At 63.3% G+C, this 19,377-nt stretch carries 26 protein-coding genes; 5 read left to right on the top strand and 21 right to left on the bottom strand.

What is annotated here, in order from left to right:
• Positions 1-9: 9 nt before the first annotated feature.
• The 7 genes from NKH22_RS06300 to NKH22_RS06330 all read right to left on the bottom strand — a co-directional run bounded on the left by NKH22_RS06300 (position 10) and on the right by NKH22_RS06330 (position 6,575).
• Positions 10-780, bottom strand: a complete 771-nt coding sequence (locus NKH22_RS06300; protein ID WP_023729778.1) for an L-iditol 2-dehydrogenase — start codon at positions 778-780, stop codon at positions 10-12.
• Positions 777-1,781, bottom strand: a complete 1,005-nt coding sequence (locus tag NKH22_RS06305) for an ABC transporter ATP-binding protein (protein ID WP_023689168.1) — start codon at positions 1,779-1,781, stop codon at positions 777-779. The genes NKH22_RS06300 and NKH22_RS06305 overlap by 4 nt, the downstream gene beginning before the upstream one ends.
• A gap of 50 nt (positions 1,782-1,831) precedes the next feature.
• Positions 1,832-2,656 (bottom strand): carbohydrate ABC transporter permease, encoded by an 825-nt coding sequence (locus NKH22_RS06310; RefSeq protein WP_023671250.1) that lies wholly within the window; start codon positions 2,654-2,656, stop codon positions 1,832-1,834.
• A gap of 11 nt (positions 2,657-2,667) precedes the next feature.
• Positions 2,668-3,540 carry a carbohydrate ABC transporter permease gene (locus NKH22_RS06315; protein ID WP_352909183.1) on the bottom strand — a complete coding sequence of 291 codons (873 nt, stop codon included), beginning with the start codon at positions 3,538-3,540 and terminating at the stop codon, positions 2,668-2,670.
• A gap of 119 nt (positions 3,541-3,659) precedes the next feature.
• Positions 3,660-4,970: an ABC transporter substrate-binding protein gene (locus NKH22_RS06320; RefSeq protein WP_023714527.1), complete on the bottom strand. Its 1,311-nt coding sequence runs from the start codon at positions 4,968-4,970 to the stop codon at positions 3,660-3,662.
• A gap of 242 nt (positions 4,971-5,212) precedes the next feature.
• Complete coding sequence (locus NKH22_RS06325; RefSeq protein WP_155923262.1) at positions 5,213-5,554, bottom strand: hypothetical protein; 342 nt, start codon at positions 5,552-5,554, stop codon at positions 5,213-5,215.
• A gap of 112 nt (positions 5,555-5,666) precedes the next feature.
• Positions 5,667-6,575: a LysR substrate-binding domain-containing protein gene (locus NKH22_RS06330; RefSeq protein WP_023671245.1), complete on the bottom strand. Its 909-nt coding sequence runs from the start codon at positions 6,573-6,575 to the stop codon at positions 5,667-5,669.
• Positions 6,576-6,685: 110 nt separating this feature from the next.
• On the opposite strand from NKH22_RS06330, the gene NKH22_RS06335 reads away from it, so the two are divergent.
• Positions 6,686-6,871, top strand: coding sequence for a hypothetical protein (locus NKH22_RS06335; protein ID WP_023745868.1), 186 nt, complete (start codon positions 6,686-6,688; stop codon positions 6,869-6,871).
• 36 nt (positions 6,872-6,907) lie between these two features.
• Here NKH22_RS06335 and NKH22_RS06340 read toward each other — a convergent pair whose 3' ends face one another.
• The gene (locus NKH22_RS06340) at positions 6,908-7,867 is read right to left on the bottom strand and encodes a sugar-binding transcriptional regulator (RefSeq protein WP_023671243.1); all 960 of its coding nucleotides are present in this window, start codon (positions 7,865-7,867) and stop codon (positions 6,908-6,910) included.
• A gap of 221 nt (positions 7,868-8,088) precedes the next feature.
• On the opposite strand from NKH22_RS06340, the gene NKH22_RS06345 reads away from it, so the two are divergent.
• Positions 8,089-8,721 (top strand): HAD family hydrolase, encoded by a 633-nt coding sequence (locus tag NKH22_RS06345; RefSeq protein WP_023822035.1) that lies wholly within the window; start codon positions 8,089-8,091, stop codon positions 8,719-8,721.
• A 330-nt stretch (positions 8,722-9,051) separates the two neighbouring features.
• On the opposite strand, the gene NKH22_RS06350 is transcribed toward NKH22_RS06345, so the two are convergent.
• The 8 genes from NKH22_RS06350 to ureC form a co-directional block, all read right to left on the bottom strand.
• A complete protein-coding gene (locus tag NKH22_RS06350) occupies positions 9,052-9,819 on the bottom strand; it encodes a class II aldolase and adducin N-terminal domain-containing protein (RefSeq protein ID WP_023822034.1) in 768 nt (255 codons plus the stop codon).
• A 126-nt stretch (positions 9,820-9,945) separates the two neighbouring features.
• Complete coding sequence (gene ureG, locus NKH22_RS06355; protein WP_023671240.1) at positions 9,946-10,578, bottom strand: urease accessory protein UreG; 633 nt, start codon at positions 10,576-10,578, stop codon at positions 9,946-9,948.
• Positions 10,579-10,591: 13 nt separating this feature from the next.
• Complete coding sequence (locus tag NKH22_RS06360; protein WP_023822033.1) at positions 10,592-11,032, bottom strand: DUF3995 domain-containing protein; 441 nt, start codon at positions 11,030-11,032, stop codon at positions 10,592-10,594.
• On the bottom strand, positions 11,029-11,700 hold the full coding sequence (locus tag NKH22_RS06365; RefSeq protein WP_023750393.1) for an urease accessory protein UreF: 672 nt from the start codon (positions 11,698-11,700) through the stop codon (positions 11,029-11,031). The genes NKH22_RS06360 and NKH22_RS06365 overlap by 4 nt, the downstream gene beginning before the upstream one ends.
• Positions 11,693-12,295 (bottom strand): urease accessory protein UreE, encoded by a 603-nt coding sequence (locus tag NKH22_RS06370; protein WP_023671237.1) that lies wholly within the window; start codon positions 12,293-12,295, stop codon positions 11,693-11,695. The genes NKH22_RS06365 and NKH22_RS06370 overlap by 8 nt, the downstream gene beginning before the upstream one ends.
• Positions 12,292-12,897 carry a glutathione S-transferase family protein gene (locus NKH22_RS06375; RefSeq protein ID WP_023822032.1) on the bottom strand — a complete coding sequence of 202 codons (606 nt, stop codon included), beginning with the start codon at positions 12,895-12,897 and terminating at the stop codon, positions 12,292-12,294. The genes NKH22_RS06370 and NKH22_RS06375 overlap by 4 nt, the downstream gene beginning before the upstream one ends.
• A 43-nt stretch (positions 12,898-12,940) precedes the next feature.
• A complete protein-coding gene (locus NKH22_RS06380) occupies positions 12,941-13,534 on the bottom strand; it encodes a hypothetical protein (protein WP_023695869.1) in 594 nt (197 codons plus the stop codon).
• A gap of 92 nt (positions 13,535-13,626) precedes the next feature.
• Positions 13,627-15,339 (bottom strand): urease subunit alpha, encoded by a 1,713-nt coding sequence (ureC, locus tag NKH22_RS06385; protein WP_031195771.1) that lies wholly within the window; start codon positions 15,337-15,339, stop codon positions 13,627-13,629.
• A gap of 180 nt (positions 15,340-15,519) precedes the next feature.
• Between ureC and NKH22_RS06390 the strand changes: the two genes are divergently transcribed.
• Complete coding sequence (locus NKH22_RS06390; protein WP_023671233.1) at positions 15,520-15,882, top strand: hypothetical protein; 363 nt, start codon at positions 15,520-15,522, stop codon at positions 15,880-15,882.
• Between the two features lie 123 nt (positions 15,883-16,005).
• Positions 16,006-16,503 carry a hypothetical protein gene (locus tag NKH22_RS06395; RefSeq protein WP_023689155.1) on the top strand — a complete coding sequence of 166 codons (498 nt, stop codon included), beginning with the start codon at positions 16,006-16,008 and terminating at the stop codon, positions 16,501-16,503.
• Positions 16,504-16,529: 26 nt separating this feature from the next.
• Here the strand turns inward: NKH22_RS06395 and NKH22_RS06400 are convergent, their stop codons facing one another.
• The 5 genes from NKH22_RS06400 to NKH22_RS06420 are packed head-to-tail and all read right to left on the bottom strand — an operon-like array spanning position 16,530 to position 18,886.
• Complete coding sequence (locus NKH22_RS06400) at positions 16,530-16,835, bottom strand: urease subunit beta (RefSeq protein WP_023729012.1); 306 nt, start codon at positions 16,833-16,835, stop codon at positions 16,530-16,532.
• A gap of 8 nt (positions 16,836-16,843) precedes the next feature.
• Positions 16,844-17,437, bottom strand: coding sequence for a HupE/UreJ family protein (locus NKH22_RS06405; protein ID WP_023689154.1), 594 nt, complete (start codon positions 17,435-17,437; stop codon positions 16,844-16,846).
• A 29-nt stretch (positions 17,438-17,466) separates the two neighbouring features.
• Positions 17,467-17,721 (bottom strand): DUF1272 domain-containing protein, encoded by a 255-nt coding sequence (locus NKH22_RS06410; protein ID WP_023671229.1) that lies wholly within the window; start codon positions 17,719-17,721, stop codon positions 17,467-17,469.
• 10 nt (positions 17,722-17,731) lie between these two features.
• On the bottom strand, positions 17,732-18,034 hold the full coding sequence (locus NKH22_RS06415) for an urease subunit gamma (protein WP_023671228.1): 303 nt from the start codon (positions 18,032-18,034) through the stop codon (positions 17,732-17,734).
• A 30-nt stretch (positions 18,035-18,064) separates the two neighbouring features.
• Positions 18,065-18,886 (bottom strand): urease accessory protein UreD, encoded by an 822-nt coding sequence (locus NKH22_RS06420; RefSeq protein WP_081726189.1) that lies wholly within the window; start codon positions 18,884-18,886, stop codon positions 18,065-18,067.
• A 235-nt stretch (positions 18,887-19,121) separates the two neighbouring features.
• On the opposite strand from NKH22_RS06420, the gene NKH22_RS06425 reads away from it, so the two are divergent.
• Positions 19,122-19,376, top strand: coding sequence for an acyl carrier protein (locus NKH22_RS06425; protein WP_023671226.1), 255 nt, complete (start codon positions 19,122-19,124; stop codon positions 19,374-19,376).
• Position 19,377 lies beyond the last annotated feature (1 nt).

Genomic DNA, 19,377 nt, shown 5'->3' on the forward strand with positions numbered 1-19,377 from the left:
CCCGGCCCATCAACTCATCCATTGGCCGCCATCGACATTGTAGGTCTGGGCGACGATGTATTCGGCGTCGTCGCTGGCCAGGAAGACCGCCATGCCGGTCAGGTCCTCCGGCTTGCCCATGCGGCCATAGGGCACGCCCTCGCCGACCAGCCGCTTCTTCTCGCCCTTCGGCCGGTTCTCATATTTGGCAAACAGCGCATCGACCTCATCCCACATATCGCTGTCGACGACGCCGGGCGCGATGCCATTGACGTTGATGCGGTGCTTGATCAGGTCGAGCCCGGCGGACTGGGTCAGCGAAATCACCGCGGCCTTGGTGGCGCAATAGACGGCGACCAGCGGCTCGCCGCGCCGTCCTGCCTGGCTGGCGATGTTGATGATCTTGCCGCCCTTGCCCCTTGCGATCATCGAACGCGCCGCTGCCTGCAGCATGAATAAGGTGCCGGCGACGTTGACGGAGAACAATTTGTCATAGCTCGCTTCGGTGATCTCGACGATCGGCGCCAGGTCGAACAAGGCAGCATTGTTGATCAGTATGTCGAGGCCGCCGGTCTTTGTTTCGACCGCCTTGACCGCCGCCTGGATCGAAGCAAGGTCGCTGACGTCGAGCCTGACCGGATAGGCGTTGGCGCCAATCTCGGCGGCCGTCTTTTCGGCAGCCGCCAGATTGATGTCGGCAATGGCCACCGTGGCACCCTCGCGCGTATAGGCTTCGGCAAAAGCCCTGCCGATGCCGCGCGCGGATCCGGTGATCAGCGCCGATTTGCCTTTCAGTCTCACTGCGTCAGCGCCTTTCCGTCGGGGCCGAAGCGATGCATGCGGACCTTGTCCGGCGTCAAATAGATGGTGTCGCCGTGGCGTACGGCCAGTTCGCCATCGGCGCGTACCGTCAGCGGACCGACGCCGTCGGCCTGGACATGCAGGAAGGTGTCGGAGCCCAGATGCTCGGCGACGCCGACAAGGGCTTTCCAGTCACCCGCTGTGGTCGATATCCCCATATGCTCAGGACGAATGCCGATGGTCTTGGCGTTGTATTTGGCCGCCGGCGCACCTTCGATCAGGTTCATTTTCGGCGAACCGATGAAGCCCGCCACGAATAGGTTCTTCGGCGACTTGTAGAGTTCCATCGGCGAGCCGACCTGTTCGATGTTGCCGGCGTTGAGCACGACGATCTTGTCGGCCATGGTCATGGCTTCGATCTGGTCGTGGGTGACGTAGACCATCGTCGTCTTGAGCTGATGGTGGAGCTCGCTGATTTCGAGCCGCATGGTGCCGCGCAGTGCGGCATCGAGGTTGGACAGCGGCTCGTCGAACAGGAAGGCCGAGGGCTGGCGCACGATGGCGCGGCCGATGGCGACGCGTTGCCGCTGGCCGCCGGAGAGCTGGCCAGGCCGGCGTTCGAGATAGTTGGTGAGGTTGAGGACCCGGGCTGCGTCCTTCACCTTCTTGTCGATCGTCGCCACATCCTCGCCCGCCATCTTCAGCGGGAAGCCGATGTTCTTGGCCACCGTCATATGCGGATAGAGCGCATAGGACTGGAATACCATGGCCAGCTTGCGCTTGGCCGGCGCCTCGCCGGTGACGTCACGGCCATCGATGTTTATGGTGCCCCCGCTGGTGTCCTCGAGCCCGGCGATGAGGCGCAGCAACGTGGACTTGCCGCAACCCGACGGCCCGACGAAGACGACGAACTCGCCATTCTCGATGACCAGGTCGAGGCCTGGAATGATGACCGTCGATCCGAAATGCTTGGAGACGTTCTTGAGCGTGATGTTTCCCATGGTTTCCTCCCCGAGGGGTTATTTGGCCGGATTGCTTCAGGCAACGTCCGTTATTTTACCGCACCGAAGGTAAGCCCGCGCACCAGCTGCTTCTGGCTGAACCAGCCCATGATCAGGATGGGCGCGATGGCCAGCGTCGATGCCGCCGAAAGCTTGGCCCAGAACAGGCCTTGCGGGCTTGAGAACGAACTGATGAAGGCCGTCAGCGGCGCCGCCTCGGTGGTGGTCAGGCGGATGGTCCAGAACGCTTCGTTCCACGCCAGGATGATGTTGAGCAGCATGGTCGAGGCGATGCCCGGCACGGCCATGGGGGTCAGCACATAGACGATCTCGCCCCACAGGGTGGCGCCGTCCATGCGTGCCGCTTCCAGGATCTCGCCGGGGATTTCGCGGAAGTAGGTGTAGAGCATCCAGATCACGATCGGCAGGTTGATCAGCATCAGCATGATCATCAGGCCGATGCGGCTGTCGAGCAGTCCGGCATCGCGGAAGATGAGGTAGATCGGGAACAGCACGGCAACCGCCGGCATCATCTTGGTCGAGAGCATCCACATCAGGATGTCCTTGGTCCACTTGCCCGGCGAGAAGGCCATCGACCAGGCGGCCGGAACCGCGACTATCAGGGCCAGGATGGTCGAGCCGACCGAGAGCAGCACCGAGTTGAAGAAGAACTTGAAGTAGCCGCTCTGCGCCTGGACCTCGGTATAGCTCTCGAACGTCCCCGACGGGATCAGCGCGAAGCCCTGGATGGCCTCCTGCTCCGACTTGAACGAGGTGATGATCGTGTAGAGGATCGGGAAGAAGATCAGCAGCGCGACGATCCAGGCGGCGCCTGTCGCAATGACCTTGTGTTGGGTGGTGACTGCACGTGCCATCGTATCCTCCCTTACTTGTCCAGGTTCTTGCCGACCGCGCGCATGGCGAAGAAGGCGACGATGTTGGCGAGAATGACGGCGATGACACCGCCGGCCGATGCCTGGCCGATTTTGAACTCCAGCAATGCCTTCTGGTAGACGAGGAAGGGCAGGTTGGTGGAGGCATAGCCGGGTCCGCCATTGGTGTTGACCAGGATTTCGGCATAGACCGACAGCAGGAAGATGGTCTGGATCAGGATGACGACGGTGATGGCGCGCGACATGTGCGGCAGCGTCAGATAGATGAAGCGGCTGACGAAGCCGGCGCCGTCCATCTCGGCGGCTTCCTTCTGCTCGCCGTCGAGCGACTGCAATGCGGTCAGCAGGATCAGCGTTGCGAAGGGCAGCCATTGCCAGGCGACGATGATGATGATGGCAAGCATCGGATGCTGCCCGAACCAGTCGATCGGTTGAGCCCCGAAGAAGCGCGCAATGTCGGCAAAGACGCCGTATTGCGGGTGCATGATCATGTTCTTCCAGACAAGTGCAGCCACCGGCGGCATGACGAAGAACGGAGAGATGACGAGGATGCGGACGATCCCCTGTCCCCACATCGGCTGATCGATCAACAGCGCCAGCATGATGCCGCCGATGACGGTGATCAGCAGCACGCTGCCCACCAGGACCAGCGTGTTGAGGATCGACTGCAGGAATGCCGGGTTGGAATAGAACAGCGAGTAATTCGAGAACCAGACAAACCCGTCGCGGATCGGATTGAGCGGATTGTACTGCTGGAAGGAGAACCAGATCGTGAGTGCCAGCGGCACGATCATCCAGACGAACAGCAGCACCACGGATGGCGCCAACATAAAGCGGGCAAGCGAACGGGTCTGCTGAGTAGCCATGACGGTCACCCTTCAAGGTCAGCCAAATTTTCAGGTGTGTGAAAGGGGCCGCCCGAACTGGGATTCGGGCGGCCGTTGCCGGCCAAGGAGGCGGCCGGCATTCGGCACCGGGAGGAGCCTTACTTGATATAACCGCCTTCGGTCATGGTCGCGGTGGCGGCGTCCTGCGCCTGCTTGAGCGCGTCGTCTACGCTGGTCTGGCCGGCGAGCGCCGCCGAGAACAGCTGGCCAACGGTTGTGCCGAGGCCCTGGAACTCAGGAATGGCGACGAACTGCACACCGACATAGGGCACCGGCTTGACGGTCGGATGCGTCGGGTCGGCGGCATTGATCGAGTCCAGCGTCATCTTGGCGAACGGAGCCGCCTTCTGATACTCGGCATTGGCGTAGAGCGAGGAGCGCGTGCCCGGAGGAACGTTGGCCCAGCCTTCCTTCGAAGCAACCAGTTCTGCGTAGTGCTTGCTGGTCGCCCAGGAGACGAACTTCTGTGCGGCGTCTCCCTTCTGCGTGCCGGCCGGGATGGCCAGCGACCAGGCCCACAGCCAGTTGCCGCGCTTGCCCAGACCATTGTCGGGGGCCAGTGCGTAGCCGACCTTGTCCGCGACGGTCGAGTTCTTCGGGTCGGAGACGAAGGAGGCGGCGACGGTGGCGTCGATCCACATGCCGCACTTGCCCTGCTGGAACAGCGCCAGGTTTTCGTTGAAGCCGTTGGACGAGGCGCCCTCGGGACCGTCGGCCTTCATCAGGTCGACATAGAACTGCAATGTGTTCTTCCATTCCGGCTGGTCGAATTGCGGCTTCCAGTTCTCGTCGAACCAGCGGGCGCCGAAGGAGTTCGACATGGCGGTGAGGAAGGCCATGTTCTCGCCCCAGCCGGCCTTGCCGCGCAGGCAAACGCCGTTCACGCCATTGGCGCGGTCGGTCATCTTGTCGGCGGCCTGCTTGATGAAGTCCCAGGTCGGGGCGTCGGGCATCTTCAGCCCGGCCTTCTCGATCAAGTCCTTGCGGTACATGACGAAGGAGCTTTCGCCGTAGAAGGGCGCGGCATAGAGCTTGCCGTCGACCGAGAGGCCGCCGGCGATGGCCGGGATGATGTCCTTGGCGTCATAGTCGTCGCCGAGCTTGTCGAGCGGCAACAGCCAGCTCTGCTTGGCCCAGATCGGAACCTCGTAGGTGCCGATCGTCATCACGTCATACTGGCCGCCCTTGGTTGCGATGTCGGTGGTGACGCGCTCGCGCAGCACGTTCTCTTCGAGCGTGACCCAGTTCAGCTGGATGTCGGGGTTCGCCTTGGTGAAGTCGTCCGTCAGCTTTTGCATGCGGACCATGTCGCCATTGTTGACTGTGGCGATGGTGATGGATTCGGCGTGTGCGGCAAAAGCGAAAGCGCTGGCCGACAACAAGCCCAAGGTGAGCGTGCGCAGTTTCATCAAATTCCTCCCATGAACCAAGATGAGCATTTGCCTTGGTAATGGGCAATTACTCACTTGGCATAAATTATGTCAAGCCAGATTCGATGCTGCAGCGCAGCACGCAAGGCGGAGCGCGGCGTTGCGCGCGTAGAGGATATTGAACGGATTTGGGAAGCTGTTTGCACGGGATGTGAGAGCGCGTTGATGCCGACCCATCGCAACCCAATCGTCGCGCCAGGGGAGCGATAGGGCCGAGTCCATCAGCCGTGGGACGGGTAGCTTCCCACGGAATATTCGAAAACCCTGCCGTCGCGTGTTTGCTTGGCTCTGGTCAGCACTTCCGTCACCTGGATCCAGCTGGGCTCGTCCTTGCGCAGCCTAACTTCCCGGCCGATTGCCTTCACGGCAGCTTGAAACGGCGTAAATGCTTCGATCACCTGCGTCGTGCGCACGGTGTTGTTTTCGATTTCTTCGACGCGATAGACTTTCATCAGCCGGCTGATCGACCCTGTTTCAATCTGCAGACGATTGATCCTGCTCAATTGGGTCGTCACAAGCACAAGCCTATGCCGGGCGAGTGATATCGACAGCGTTTTTGTCAAGCTTGGTTAACCGGGTGGCCCGATCGCAGCTGTTTGTCCGCGAAAGCGAGCATTCGTCGCGGATCCATGGCTCGCTTTGCATCTCGGAAATCAATCCGCGAGTCGCTCGCCCTCAGGCGCAGGCGATCTCGGCCAGGATCCAGTCCCGGAAGGCTTTTATCTTCGGCACGTTGCGACGCGCCGTCGGGTAGACCAGCCAATAGGCGTGGCCGTCGTCGCCGACCAGGTCGAAGGGCTGGATCAGGCGGCCGGCGGCGAGCTCGGTCTTGAACAATGCGGTGGTCAGGATCGCCACACCATGGCCGGCGATGGCCGCGTTCGCCTCATAGGCCTGCGCGCCCATGCTGGTGCCGGTGCGCCTGGCAAGTTCGTCCGCCGGGACGCCGGCAAGGGCGAACCATTCCCGCCACCAGATGTCGCCGGGATCGAGAATGGGCAGCTTGAACAGGTCGGCGGGTTCGTGGACGCCACCTATGGTGGCAGCGAGTGCCGGGCTCAGCACCGGGGTGAAATCGGCCTTGAACAAAAGATGGGTCTCCACTCCAGGCCACTTGCCGCTGCCGGAGCGGATAGCGATGTCCATGTCCTCGCGGGCAAAATCGATCACCCTGTTCGAGGTATCGACGCGCACCGCCAGCGACGGATGCGCGACCTGGAAGGAGCCGAGGTGCTGCGCCAGCCAGTTCGAGGCAAAGGTCAGCAGCGTCGAGACGCACAGCACACCATCGGCGCCCCCACGCGCGGCGGAATAGGCGCTTGAGAGCAGGCTGAACGCCTCGCTGACGGCGGGCGCCAGGCGTTGGCCGGGTTCCGTCAGCACAATCTGGCGCGGCTGGCGCAGGAACAGCGGCGAACCGATGCGCTCTTCCAGAAGCTTGATCTGATAGCTGGCGGCGGCCTGCGTCATGCCGAGTTCCTGCGCGGCCTTGGTGAAGGAGAGATGCCGCGCGACGGCTTCGAACACCCTGATGGCCTGCAGCGGCGGCAACTGGGCGAGCTGTGGTGCCTTGAGATCGGGCATAAGCCCTCCTTATGGGTCGTGATCGACGTTTGATTGGCGGCAAGAGCCAATCAGGCCGATATCTGGTGTCAACGATCAATCAAGTTCAAGCATAGCGGAGGCTGAAGATCATGACCACGGTACAGCAAAAACTCCATTCCACCCCGGCGCAGAGCTGGTTTTCCCTGCTGGCACATGAATTTTCCCTGCTTGTGCACCGTCGGCGCGGCTACATCGACGTCCGGGAGCTGTCGCCGCATTTGCAGCGCGACATGGGCTTCCTCGACGGCAACGACCCGTCCGGGCGCTGCAAATAACGTGTTGGATTTTATCGATGGGCCGCTTAATCGGTGTCAGGAACCGTCGAGCAAGGCCGTGGCGGTCCGCTCGTCGGTGATGAGGCCATTGACCAGCCGGCGGTTCACCGCGGCCAGGATGCCCGGCAATTTGCGCTCGCCCATGGCGAGCGCAATGACCAGCGACTTTTCGCGTGACGGCAAAGCTGCCGACGATACCCGGTCGTTGGTGATGCCCTCGATCATGCGGCCTTCCCGGTCGAACACCCAGCCGACGATCTCGGCGACGCCGCCCGCCTTTTGCAAAGCCTTCAGCTCGCTTTCCGAGATAAAACCGTCCTCGTAGAGCGGCGCCTTCGGGCCGAGATCGCCGATGCCGACAAAGGTGACGTCGGCTTCCGCGGCCAGCGCCAGCGTCGGTTGGATCATCGGCTGGGCAAGCAGCATCTCGCGCTCTTCCGGCGACGAGGCGATGACCGGCAGCGGCATCGGGAACGAGCGCGCCTTGACCCGGTCGGCCATGGTGAAGATGACGTTGTAGAAGGCGGCCGAACCGTCGGGCGAGATGTTGCCGGTCAAGGACACAACCTTGTGCTGCGAGCATTCCATCGGCGGCAATTGCTCGATCGCCGCCTTCAGCGTGCGGCCGGTGCCGATGGCCAAGACGATGGGCGTCGGTGACCGCAGCCGCCGCTCGATCTCGGCCGCGGCCGCCTCGGCAATGCCGATCGTGGTCGAGGATGAGGTCGGATCGCTCGGCACCACTTCGACCAGGTCGAGCGCGAAGCGCGACTTCAGCCTTGCGGCAAGGTCGAGGCAATTGGCGATCGGGTGGTCGACCCGCACCTTGATCAGCCCCTCCGACACCGCCAGCGACACCAGCCGCTGCGCCGTCTGCCGGGAAATGCCGAGCGTGGCGGCGATCTGGTCCTGGGTGTTGCCGGCAACATAATAAAGCCAGCCGGCGCGCGCTGCCTCGTCCAGCCTGCTGCTGCCGCCGTCTTGCCGCGAATTCAAAATGTGCCTCCAGCCCTGCCCCTTTGCCTGCCCTCGGGCGAAGCGTCATAGTCTTGCAGGGAATGTGTCGGCGCGCAATTGTCTATTGGCAGGGCAATTGCTTGCTGCTTCCGATCCGACTGCCGCGCGGCAATCAACCCAGCGAAAATCGCCGGCGAACGGGCTCGGCGGTTTATCTCCTTATACAAACGCTTTAAGGGGATCGGCAAAAGGAGCCTCGCATGACGCCGAAAGCGGTTTTCTGGGATATGGACGGCACGCTGGTCGACAGCGAGCCGCTGCATGAGGCGGCCTTGGTGGCGGCGCTGCGCAGCGTCGGTATCACGCCGCCGGCCGACCTGCATGAGCGGGTGCTGGGCGTCGCCGCCGCACCGGTCTACGAGATGCTGCGCAGCGAGTTCGGCCTCAGCCTGCCCTTCGACGACTGGATCGTGCGCAAATACGATCACTACATGCCGATGGCAGAGACGCTGAAGCCGCGCCCCGGCGCGATCGAAGTGTTTAACGAATTGCGCGCGCTCGGGGTGCAGCAGGCGGTGGTGTCCAATTCCGACCGGGTGATCGTCGATGCAAATCTGAGCGCCGTCGGCCTGATCTATCCCGGCATGCGCACGATCAGCCGCAACGACGTGCGCGAGGGCAAGCCGCATCCCGAGCCGTTCCTGCGCGCCGCGTGGCTGGCCGGCGTCGATCCTTCAGACGCGGTGGCCGTCGACGACAGCGTTACCGGCGCCACATCAGGCCTGGCCGCGGGGATGCGGACGATCTTCTGGCCGGAAGCGCCGATGGCAGGACCGAAGGGCGCTGTCGTGATCAACAGTGCGGAAGAGTTGCGGGCTCAGTTGGGACTCTGAGTGAGCCTATGAACGTCGGCGCTGCCCCTCATCCTCCCTTCAGCTTGGCCATGCATTGTCTAATGTTGCGCTGGTCGACCCCACTCCGTCTCGGCTTCGCCGAGCCACCTCTCCCCCGATCGACGGGGTAGAGGAAAGGCGCCAAGCTTTTTGCCGTCAAACGCTCGTCCAGAAAGGCTCCCTTCCTTTCCCTCCGGAGGGGGAAAGGTGGCGCTGCGAAGCAGCGACGGATTGGGGGAACCACCTGGCAATCAAGCCTTACGCCGATAAGTCATAACAAATCACGGAAGGTGAGTGCGTAGCGTAAACGGGAGAAGCACGGATGGTCGCTTAGCTGCGGTACACCGGCTCCTCCTCGTCGAGGATCGCCTTCAGCTCGGCGAGATGGCGCTCCGCCTGGCCGGGATAGTCGTCCATTTCGCTGGCGGTCTTTTCGGCAATGGCGTCGGAGAGCGTGCGCAGCGGACGGCCGGTCCACAGCGCCTTGATGTAGGTCTCGGCGGCACGCTCGAAATAGAACATGCGGTTGAAGGCGTCGGCAACGGTGTCGCCGATGACCATGACGCCGTGATTGCCCATCACCATCACTTTGACTTTCGGGTCGGTGAGCAGTTGCGAGCAGCGCTCGCCTTCCTCCTCGAAGGCCAGCCCGCCATAGTGGGCATCGACGACGTGGCGGTTGAAGAACATGGCCGAGTTCTGGTCGATCGGCGGCAGAGTCGAGTCGGCCAGCGATGCAAGCACAGTGGCATGAATGGAATGCACATGCATGGCGCAGCGCGCATGCGGTACGTTGCGGTGAATGGCGCCGTGCAGGCCCCAGGCGGTAGGGTCAGGGGCGTTGGGACCGGTCAGCGTCTCGGGATCGTTGGCGTCGATCAGCAAAAGGTCGCTCGCCTTGATGCGCGAGAAATGCACCTGGTTGGGGTTCATCAGGAATTTGCTGCCGTCCTCGTTGACCGACAGCGAGAAGTGGTTGGCCACCGCCTCATGCATGTTGAGCCGCGCCGTCCAGCGGAAGGCGGCGGCCAGATCGACGCGCTCCTCATAGTAGGGCAGGTTGGTCAGCATTTCCTTTTGCAGGCGGGCGATGCTCATCCGAAAACCTCCGTTTTTAAGAGAATGCCGCGCTCGGCCGTGGCCAGCAACCGCAAACTGGTGGGTCAGGCTGTCTTCGCATTGTCCGTTGTCCCAAAACCGCCACGCACTTTTGGGCGACATGCATTACGCCGCCGAGCGAGCCGACTGCAGCCCGCCATGTTCGACGATGAAGTCGATGACTTCCTGCAGTCCCTTGCCGCGCGACAGGTCGGTGAAGCCGAACGGGCGCTTGCCCCGCATTCGGGCGGCGTCGCTCTCCATGACATCGAGGTTGACGTTCACATAGGGCGCCAGATCGCTCTTGTTGATGACCAGGAAATCGGAACGGGTGATCGCCGGCCCGCCCTTCCTGGGGATTTCCTCGCCCTGGCAAACCGAGATGACATAGAGGGTCAGGTCGGCAAGGTCCGGCGAGAAGGTGGCGGCAAGATTGTCGCCGCCGGATTCGATGAAGACGATGTCGAGATCGGGGAATTTCCTGTTCAGTCCGGCGATCGCCTGCAAATTGATCGAGGCGTCCTCACGGATGGCGGTGTGCGGGCAGCCGCCGGTCTCCACGCCGACGATGCGGTCCTCAGGCAGCGCCTGCAGGCGAGCCAGCATCATGGCGTCTTCCTTGGTGTAGATGTCGTTGGTGACGACGGCGATGGAGAAATCGTCGCGCAGCGCCTTGCAGAGCTTTTCGGTTAGCGTCGTCTTGCCGGAGCCGACGGGACCGCCGATGCCGATGCGCAGGGGACCATTGGCCTGAGTCATAGCGAAAAATCCGTCATGCCGAAAACTCCGTAATGCCGAGGATTGCGAAGCTGAGCCCGATCAACAGGCAGAGCGGCGAATAGAAGGTGACATCGAACCGCGCAAAAGGCTGTTCGGGCGCCAGCCGGCGCCACCACGGCGTGAAGCCGGCAATGCCGCGGCCGAGGAAGACGAGCCCGATGAGCAGCGCTGTGGCGGCAAGGCCCTCCCTTGGAAAGGGGGAGGCGAAGACCCCGGTCAGCGCCAGCGGCCACAGGGTTGCGAGGCACAGGCACGCGGCAACGGCGAAACAGGCAAACGGCGTCGGCATCTCGTCGACGCCGCGAAAGCCGACGACGGCGTGGGCGCAGGAGACGCCGTCCCTGCCCGGCCAGATGCCGCCAAGGCCCCAATAGACATGCAGCGCGGTGATCAGCAGCAGGACGGCCGAGAGGGCGAAGGCGAGGACGATCATGAGCGGAACAGCCTGGAATACTGCGTCTCGTGCTTCATCGCCATGATGTCGGAGATGAAGGCGCAGCCGCCGAGATCGTCCAATGTCGAGCCGGCGGCGCGCGCGGCCGTCGACAGCGCCAACGGCTCGAAGCCGGCGAGCAAGGCCATAGCGTCCGTCTGGCCGACGATGCCGAGTCGGATCGCCGCCTGGACGAGGTTGGAGAAGAAGGCCTGCAGGAAGGCCGACATCGCGTCCTGAAGCGCGAAACCGTTGCCGCCGGCAGCGGCGCCGACGGCGACACAGTAGGCGCATTCGGCCGGCAGGCGGCCCAACACCGGATTCGCCCACGCCGCTGCCGCTTTCAGGAAGGCGGCGCCTTGCAGCATGGTTTCGGTGTGACGCTCACGCGAGCCGGCCAGCGCTTCGGCGAGATCGGCAATTTCATGGAGATCGCCGCCGTCGCGGGCGCGACGCCAGGCTTCCGTGAAGAGCACGGCGTCGTTCCAGCCCGAGCCCATCTCGACTAGCGTCTCCAGCCAGAAGGCGAGGCTGGCGGTATCGGCAACCAGCCCGTCTTGCCCGGCGCGTTCGAGACCATGGCTGTAGGCAAAGCCGCCGACCGGAAAGGCCGGCGACAGCCATGCCATCAGCCGCAGCAAAGCGATGCCGGAAGGCTGGTCAGTCATGATCGTGATGATGTCCGTCATGGGAATGGCTGTGCGAATGCGATTCGCTGTGTGCGTGGGAATGCCCATCATGGGAATGCGCTTCGGCATGAGCATGGGCATGACCGTGATCGTGGCCATGCGCACCTTGCGCGGAATAGGCGCCGCGCACCGGCTTGAACGGCTCGGAAACGTCGCGCACCGTGGCGCCGAGACCTTCCAGCATCGCCTTGATGACGTGGTCGCGCAAAATCAGGATGCGGCCGGCCTCGATCGCTGCCGCCAGATGCCGGTTGCCGATATGCCAGGCAAGTTCGGTCAGATGCACGGCGTCGCGGGCGCGGATGTCGTAGACCTCTTCGGGCGCTGCGATGATTTCGATATAGCCACCGTCCTCCAGCACCAGCCGGTCGCCATGGTTCAGGGTGACAGGCTCCGGCAGGTCGACCAGCACCTTGCTGCCGTCGGCAAGTTCGATGGCGCGGCGGCGCAGATGGCGCTCGTCATGGGGCAGCACGGCACGGCCGGATGGCGGCACGCTACCGGCAGTGCCGGCCGTCAGCACCGAGACGGCGCGCGGGAATTTGGTGAAGTCGGTGTTGAGGTTGAGTTTCATCGCATGGCTCCGCCATTGGCTTGCGCCCGTGCCCGGGCAGGCCGCGCCAGGACGCGGTCGAAATACGCGTTGACGCGCTCGGACTCGATCGGGAATTTTCCGGCTCGGGCCCAGCCGCCCATGTCGCCCAACAGCACGTCGACGGCGGAAAATCGGTCGCCCAGCGCAAAAGGCCTGTTGCCCAGCCGGCCGTCCAGCGCCTTGGTCTCGGAGGCGAAATCGTAGGCGGCGGCAGGACCGACATCGACCCGCACTTCCTTGGGCAGCAGGAAGCGGTGGCGCAGCTTGTTCCACAGCGGCGCCTCGAACTCCGACTGGGCGAAATGCATCCAGGAATCCATCTCGGCGCGGCCGGCGACACCGGGACCGGCGCCCATGCCTTTGTCGGCGTGCTTGTCGGCGAGATAGACGCAGATTGCCGCCGAATCCGTCACCGTCAGCTCGCCGTCGATCAGGATCGGCACCTTGCCCGACGGGTTGAGCGCATAGGCTTCCGGCGAGCGCAATTTGACTTCGACGAACTCATAGGGCTGCCCGAGTTCCTCAAGCATCCACAGAACGCGGCTGACGCGGGATCCACGCGATCCGATGGCCTTGCACATGGTTGAACCTTCTTTCCCCGCGACCCTAAACCATAGCCCCTGCTCAGACGATGGTGTCGAAGAGCCGCAGGATGAACGAAATTTGGTAGATCAGCGTGCCGACGACGAAGGCGATGTGGAAGCGGCGGTCGCGCACCAGTATGGCGGCGATGCACAGCGCCACGAAAACCGGCGTTCGGAACAAATATTCATTGCCGTAGCGGGCGAAATGCTCCGGCCCTTTCAGCAGCGTGTCGACGACATCGAGCAGATAGGTCGTCGCCAGCAGGCCGAAGAACCAGCCGCGGCGCGAATAGAAGAAATCCTCATAGCTGGTGTAGTCGAGCATCGAATCCGGAAACAGCAGCGCACACAGCAGGAACAGCGTGATGGCATAGAAGATCAGGAACAAATATTTGCCGAAGGTCCAGACCTCTATCGTGTAGAGGCCGAACTCCCACCACCAGAAATGCACCAGAAGCAACAGCATGGACGCGACCCAGCCGAGGTGCACGGGATAGAGCTTGTACTGGCCGGGATGCTGGACGATGCGCGCCACCCCCGACAGCAGGCGGGCGACGCCAAGCCCGATCACCATGCCCATGACGATGCGGATATGCGGGAAGATGTCGTGGGCGGAGGCTATTTCGGTGGCCATGACCTGCTACGCGGTTTCTTTGAGCCGCATATTGCGGCGGCACCGACCGGCTCGCAATGGAATTTGCCGGGTCGATCAAATCGCCCCTCGCCTCAAAACAGGAAATACCGCTGCGCCATCGGCAGCACGGTTGCCGGCTCGCAAGTCAAGAGTTCGCCATCGGCGCGAACCTCATAGGTTTCGGGATCGACCTCGATATGCGGCGTGGCGTCGTTGAGGATCATCGAGTGCTTGCCGATGCCGCCGCGGGTATTTTCGACCGCGACGAACTGCTTGTCGACGCCGAGCCTGCCATGCAGGCCGGACTCCAGCGCCGCCTTCGAAACGAAGGTCACCGACGAGTTGGTCCTGGCCTTGCCATAGGCGCCGAACATCGGGCGGTAGTGCATGGGCTGGGGGGTCGGGATAGAGGCGTTGGGGTCGCCCATCGGGGCTGCGGCTATCATGCCGCCGATCAGCACCATGTCCGGTTTGACGCCGAAGAAGGCTGGGTTCCACAGCACCAGATCGGCGCGCTTGCCGACCGCGATCGACCCGATGTCCCTGGACAGCCCATGCGCGATGGCCGGGTTGATGGTGTATTTGGCGATGTAGCGGCGGACGCGGAAATTGTCGTTGTTGCCGGTCTCCTGCGGCAATGACCCGCGCTGGCGCTTCATCTTGTCGGCGGTCTGCCAGGTGCGGATCGCCACCTCGCCGACGCGGCCCATTGCCTGCGAGTCCGACGAGATGATCGAGAAGGCGCCGATGTCATGCAGAATGTCTTCCGCCGCGATGGTCTCCTTGCGGATGCGGCTTTCGGCAAAGGCGATGTCTTCGGGGATCGACGGCGACAGATGATGGCAGACCATCAGCATGTCGAGATGCTCGGCCAGCGTGTTGACGGTGTAGGGCCGGGTCGGGTTGGTCGAGGACGGGATGACGTTGGGCAGGCCGCAAACCTTGATGATGTCAGGCGCATGGCCGCCGCCGGCACCCTCGGTGTGGAAGGCGTGGATGGTGCGGCCCTTGATGGCGGCGACGGTGTTCTCGACGAAGCCGGATTCGTTCAGCGTGTCGGTGTGGATCATCACCTGCACGTCGTAATCGTCGGCAACCGACAGGCAGCAGTCGATGGCCGCCGGCGTCGTGCCCCAGTCCTCGTGCAGCTTCAGCGAGCAGGCGCCGCCCAGCACCATTTCCTCGAGCGCCGCCGGCAGCGAGGCATTGCCCTTGCCGGACAGGCCGATGTTCATCGGGAAAGCGTCGAAGGACTGGATCATGCGCGCCATGTGCCAGGGTCCCGGCGTGCAGGTGGTGGCCAGCGTGCCATGCGCCGGGCCGGTGCCGCCGCCGAGCATGGTGGTGATGCCCGACATCAGCGCTTCGTCGATCTGCTGCGGGCAGATGAAGTGGATGTGCGCGTCGAAGCCGCCGGCGGTCAGGATCTTGCCCTCGCCGGCGATGATCTCGGTACCGGGGCCGATGATGATGGTGACACCGTCCTGCGTGTCGGGATTGCCGGCCTTGCCGATCGCCGCGATGCGGCCGTCCCTGAGACCGATGTCGGCCTTGAAGATGCCGGCAGTGGCATCGACCACCAGCGCGTTGGTGATGACCGTGTCGACCGCGCCGCCGGCGCGCGACACCTGGCTCTGGCCCATGCCGTCGCGGATGACCTTGCCGCCGCCGAATTTCACCTCCTCGCCATGGACGGTGAGGTCCTTTTCGACCTCGATAAACAGCTCGGTATCGGCCAGGCGCACTCTGTCGCCGACCGTCGGGCCATACATCTGCGCGTAGGCGGCGCGGGTAATTCTAGCCATCAGTCAATGCTCCCCAAACGAGAGTCCGGCCGCAGCCGAACTCCACATCGTCGCCATCCAATGGTCATGCAATGACCCGCTCGGCGACACCTTCTGATCCCATTTGGCCGTTGAGGTGGCCGTGCCACCCCAAACCGCCCGTTTGCCAAACCCTTGGCCAAATCGATGAAAGGAAAATACATGCGCAAAATCATCGTTCTTGCAGCCGCCGCCACGCTGGCCTCCGCAACCGTAGCCGGCGCCCAGCAGCAGCCCACGCCGCAACCGAAGCCGGCGGCGCCCAGCGCTCAGCCGGCGGCGCCGGCGATCCAGAAGGTCAACATCGTCGATATCAGCGAATTGCCCAAGGCCACCCAGACGCAGGTCAATCAGGTGATCGCCCAGCGTGGCGATGCCGGGCTGCAGAAACTGCGCTCTTCGATCGACGCGACGCCGCAGATCAAGTCGGCGCTCGAAGCCAAGGGGCTCACCTCGGCACAGGTGGTCGCCGCCAGCATGACCACCGATGGCGCGCTGACCCTTGTCACCAAGAAGGCAAGCTGAAAGAAGCGCTTGGCGGGCCGGCACCCGGCCCGCCAGCCCACAGGGAACCTTCGCCCGACAGGAGGCGTTTCGTTCCTTTGGCGCCGAACGGCGTTGCACAGAAAAGTCCACCAGGAGCGAGCAATGCCTGTCTTTGCCGACACCAGATGGCTCCAGAGCCTTGCTGCCTGCACATTTCTCGCAGCTTTCGGCCCGCAAGCCGCGCAAGGTCTTGAAAGCGCTGACGCCGTCAACCGGGCCGACACCGTCAACAGGATCGTCGGCTCCGATGTCCGGCAGGAGGAGGCGCGGACGGAACCACAGACCAACAAGATCATCACCGCGATCGAGCGGACGCGTGAGAACATCGGCGCCGTGCGCAAGACGTCCAAGCTCGATACTGTGGATATCGTCTTCCTCACCGACGCGGCGCGCAGCGAAGGCGGCCCGCCGCCGGCGGTCGAGAGCAAGGTCGAACAGCATCAGGATGACATTGCGGAACTGCGCAAGGAGATCGACGCCAACGCCTTGCTGTTCAACGCCATCGATTCGCGGCGCGTGCTTACGGAAGACGTCCTTGCGGTGGAATTCGACGGCTCGGCAAGAATCGTCATCTACGCGGCGGCCAGGCCGTCGAACTGACCTCAGGGCGCCCGACCCCGTCGATCTCACAGCCTGCCCATGATCTTCTGCTGAAAACCGTAGACCTCGCGTTTTCCTCCGAACGGCACCAGCGTGACGTCCCGCTCTTGTCCCGGTTCGAAGCGCATCGCGGTGCCGGCGGCAATGTCCAGACGCCTGCCGCGCGCTTTGTCGCGATCGAATTTCAACCCCTCATTGGTCTCGAAGAAATGGTAGTGGCTGCCGACCTGGATCGGCCGGTCGCCGCTGTTGGCCACCTTCAGCGTCACCGTCGGCAGCCCCTTGTTGAGCTCGATGTCGCCGCTTGCCGTGATGATTTCGCCGGGAATCATCGTTAGCCTCACAAAACGCCGAAGACCAGGCCGACGGCGACTGCAGCACAAGCGGCGCCAGCGGCGCGGGCAAGCCCGCGAAAGCGCATGCCGAGGCCAAGGCCGGCAGCGATGCCCATGGCATGGAGAAGTGCGGTGGCAACGGCAAAGCCGGCCATATAGTCAAGTCCACCGGCATTTTCCGGCACTTCGGTGCCGTGGGCATGGCCATGGAACAGCGCGAACAGGCCGATGATGGCGACTCCGGCCGAGACCGGCAGATCGACCGCCAACGCCACCAGCAAGCCAAGCGCGACGACGGAGGCAAGGATGCCCGGTTCGACGAAAGGCACCGGCACGTGGAGCATGCCGAGCGCGCCGCCGACCAGCATGACGCCGACAAAGGCCAGCGGCCAGGCCCAGATTGCCTTGCCGCCCTTGAGCGCCGCCCACAGGCCGACGGCTACCATGACGGTCATATGGTCGAGGCCGGACAGCGGATGCGCGAAGCCCGCCGCGAAGGACGAGGTCGTGCCGATGCCGACATGGGCATAGGCGGGCATCGCCGCCGCCAGCAGCAGGATCGCTGCAAGCGTGGTGCGTTTGGTTGAAGCAGAGATCATCGGTCTTCCCTTCGAAGTCACGAAAACAATCACGCAGCCTTGCGCGGGCCGCAGCCCTCGGCCTTGAGCACGCGTTGGGTCGAGGCCGGATATTTCACCAGTTTCTCCACTGGGCGGATCGGGCGTGCGGAAAAATTGCCGCCGCAGTTCGGGCAGACGCCGCCCAGCACATGTTCAGCGCAGTCAGCGCAGAAGGTGCATTCAAAGGTGCAGATCAGCGCGTCCGCCGCTTCCGGCGGCAGGTCCTTGTCGCAGCATTCGCAATTCGGTCGCAGCTCCAGCATCGTTTTCTCCTCACCTGATCGGTTCGTGAACGGTCACCAGCTTGGTGCCGTCGGGAAAGGTCGCCTCGACCTGCACGTCGTGGATCATCTCGGCGATGCCTTCCATCACCTGCGCGCGGGTGATGACATGGGCGCCGGCCTCCATCAGTTCGGCGACCGGGCGGCCGTCGCGGGCGCCCTCGACGACGAAATCGGTGATCAGCGCGATCGCTTCGGGGTGATTGAGCTTGACGCCGCGTTCCAGCCGCTTGCGCGCCACGATCGCCGCCATGGCGATGAGCAGCTTGTCCTTTTCACGCGGCGTCAGGTTCATGCGCTTTCCTGGATTTGGCCTGTATTTGGCTCAGAGTGACCATAATTTGGGCAGACCCGCCCGCCCGTTGAGCAGTTCGACGAGCGGAACCAGCCGCTTGCGCAGCTGATAGCCGTCCTCGGCAAACAGCCTCGCAAGAAGCTTGCCAGATTTTTTGACGCTCCAGGCGCTGGCATCGCCGTCGGCGCCGACGATGTCGCGGGCCGGATCGAGCAAGGCTTCGGCCTGCGGCGAGACCATCAGCAGCGTCGCAGCGGCAATGGCGCCGCCGGCGACCGCCGGGCGGCCAAGTGCCGCCGCGATAGCCGGCCCGATGCGGAAATCCTCGGCATGAACGAGCGCACCATCCTGGCGGACACGCCAACGGTCGTGGAAATGGCCGTGCGCGGCCTCTTCGCCCATGGCGAGGCGGCCGAATATGGTGGCTTCAAGCAGCAATGCCTCGGCGCCTGCGGCAAGCTCGACCTCGAGCGTGCGGGCAAAGGCCGAGCGGTCGAAGACGATGGTTTCCTGGGGCAGCCAGGCGATACGCCCGCCCGCGCCGACGCTGAGCTTCACCCGAACTTCGGCGCGGTCGCTAGCGGCACGATAGATCTTTTCGCAGGCCTGGGTGGTTATCGAGGCGGAGGCACCTGGCCCGACATCGATTTCCCAGCCGAGCCGATCGCCGCCGGTCAGACCGCCGGCGGTGTTGATGAGCACGGCTTCGAGCGGATCGGCCGCAACGGCCGGCATGCGGATTTTGGCCGAGCCGTCCTGATAGAGGCGCAAAAGCCGGGTGCGTCCATCCCTGACGCCGCACGCAAGCCGGGCCGCCCCGGCCGCGCGCTGGGCCGGAAGAGCTGGGATCAAGACATGCTGCAACGTATCCACGGCGCTAACGTTAAGCACTCCCGGCGCTTTGTCGATATGGTGCTTGTTGATATAGCTTGTTGCTTGACAGCGTTTCCGTTTCTATAGAGGGAGCCTCTTTGGAACGGTCATGCTGCGCCTGGCGGGTTTTTGAAGGCGACGGCGATTTCAGTCCAGGCAACAGGGGCGCCAACCAATCGGCACCGCGACGTTATAAAATTGGGGAAGGAATCGAATGGCTGACGAGCTGGCAACGGAAATCATCGCCAAGATCAGGGCACATGCGGAGCCCGGTGGCGAAGAGATCACCACCAATACGGAATTGACCGCGCTTGGCATCCATTCCCTGGAACTGACCGAGATCATCTTCGATCTCGAGGAGCAGTACGGCATCGAGATCGAGATGAACACGGTCGATGCCTGGAGCAATCTCAAGAATGTCGGCGATATGGTTGAGGCTGTCCGCGCGCTGATTGCGAAAAAAGCCTGAG

It is taken from the genome of Mesorhizobium sp. M1252, assembly GCF_040318265.1.
Lineage (GTDB): Bacteria > Pseudomonadota > Alphaproteobacteria > Rhizobiales > Rhizobiaceae > Mesorhizobium.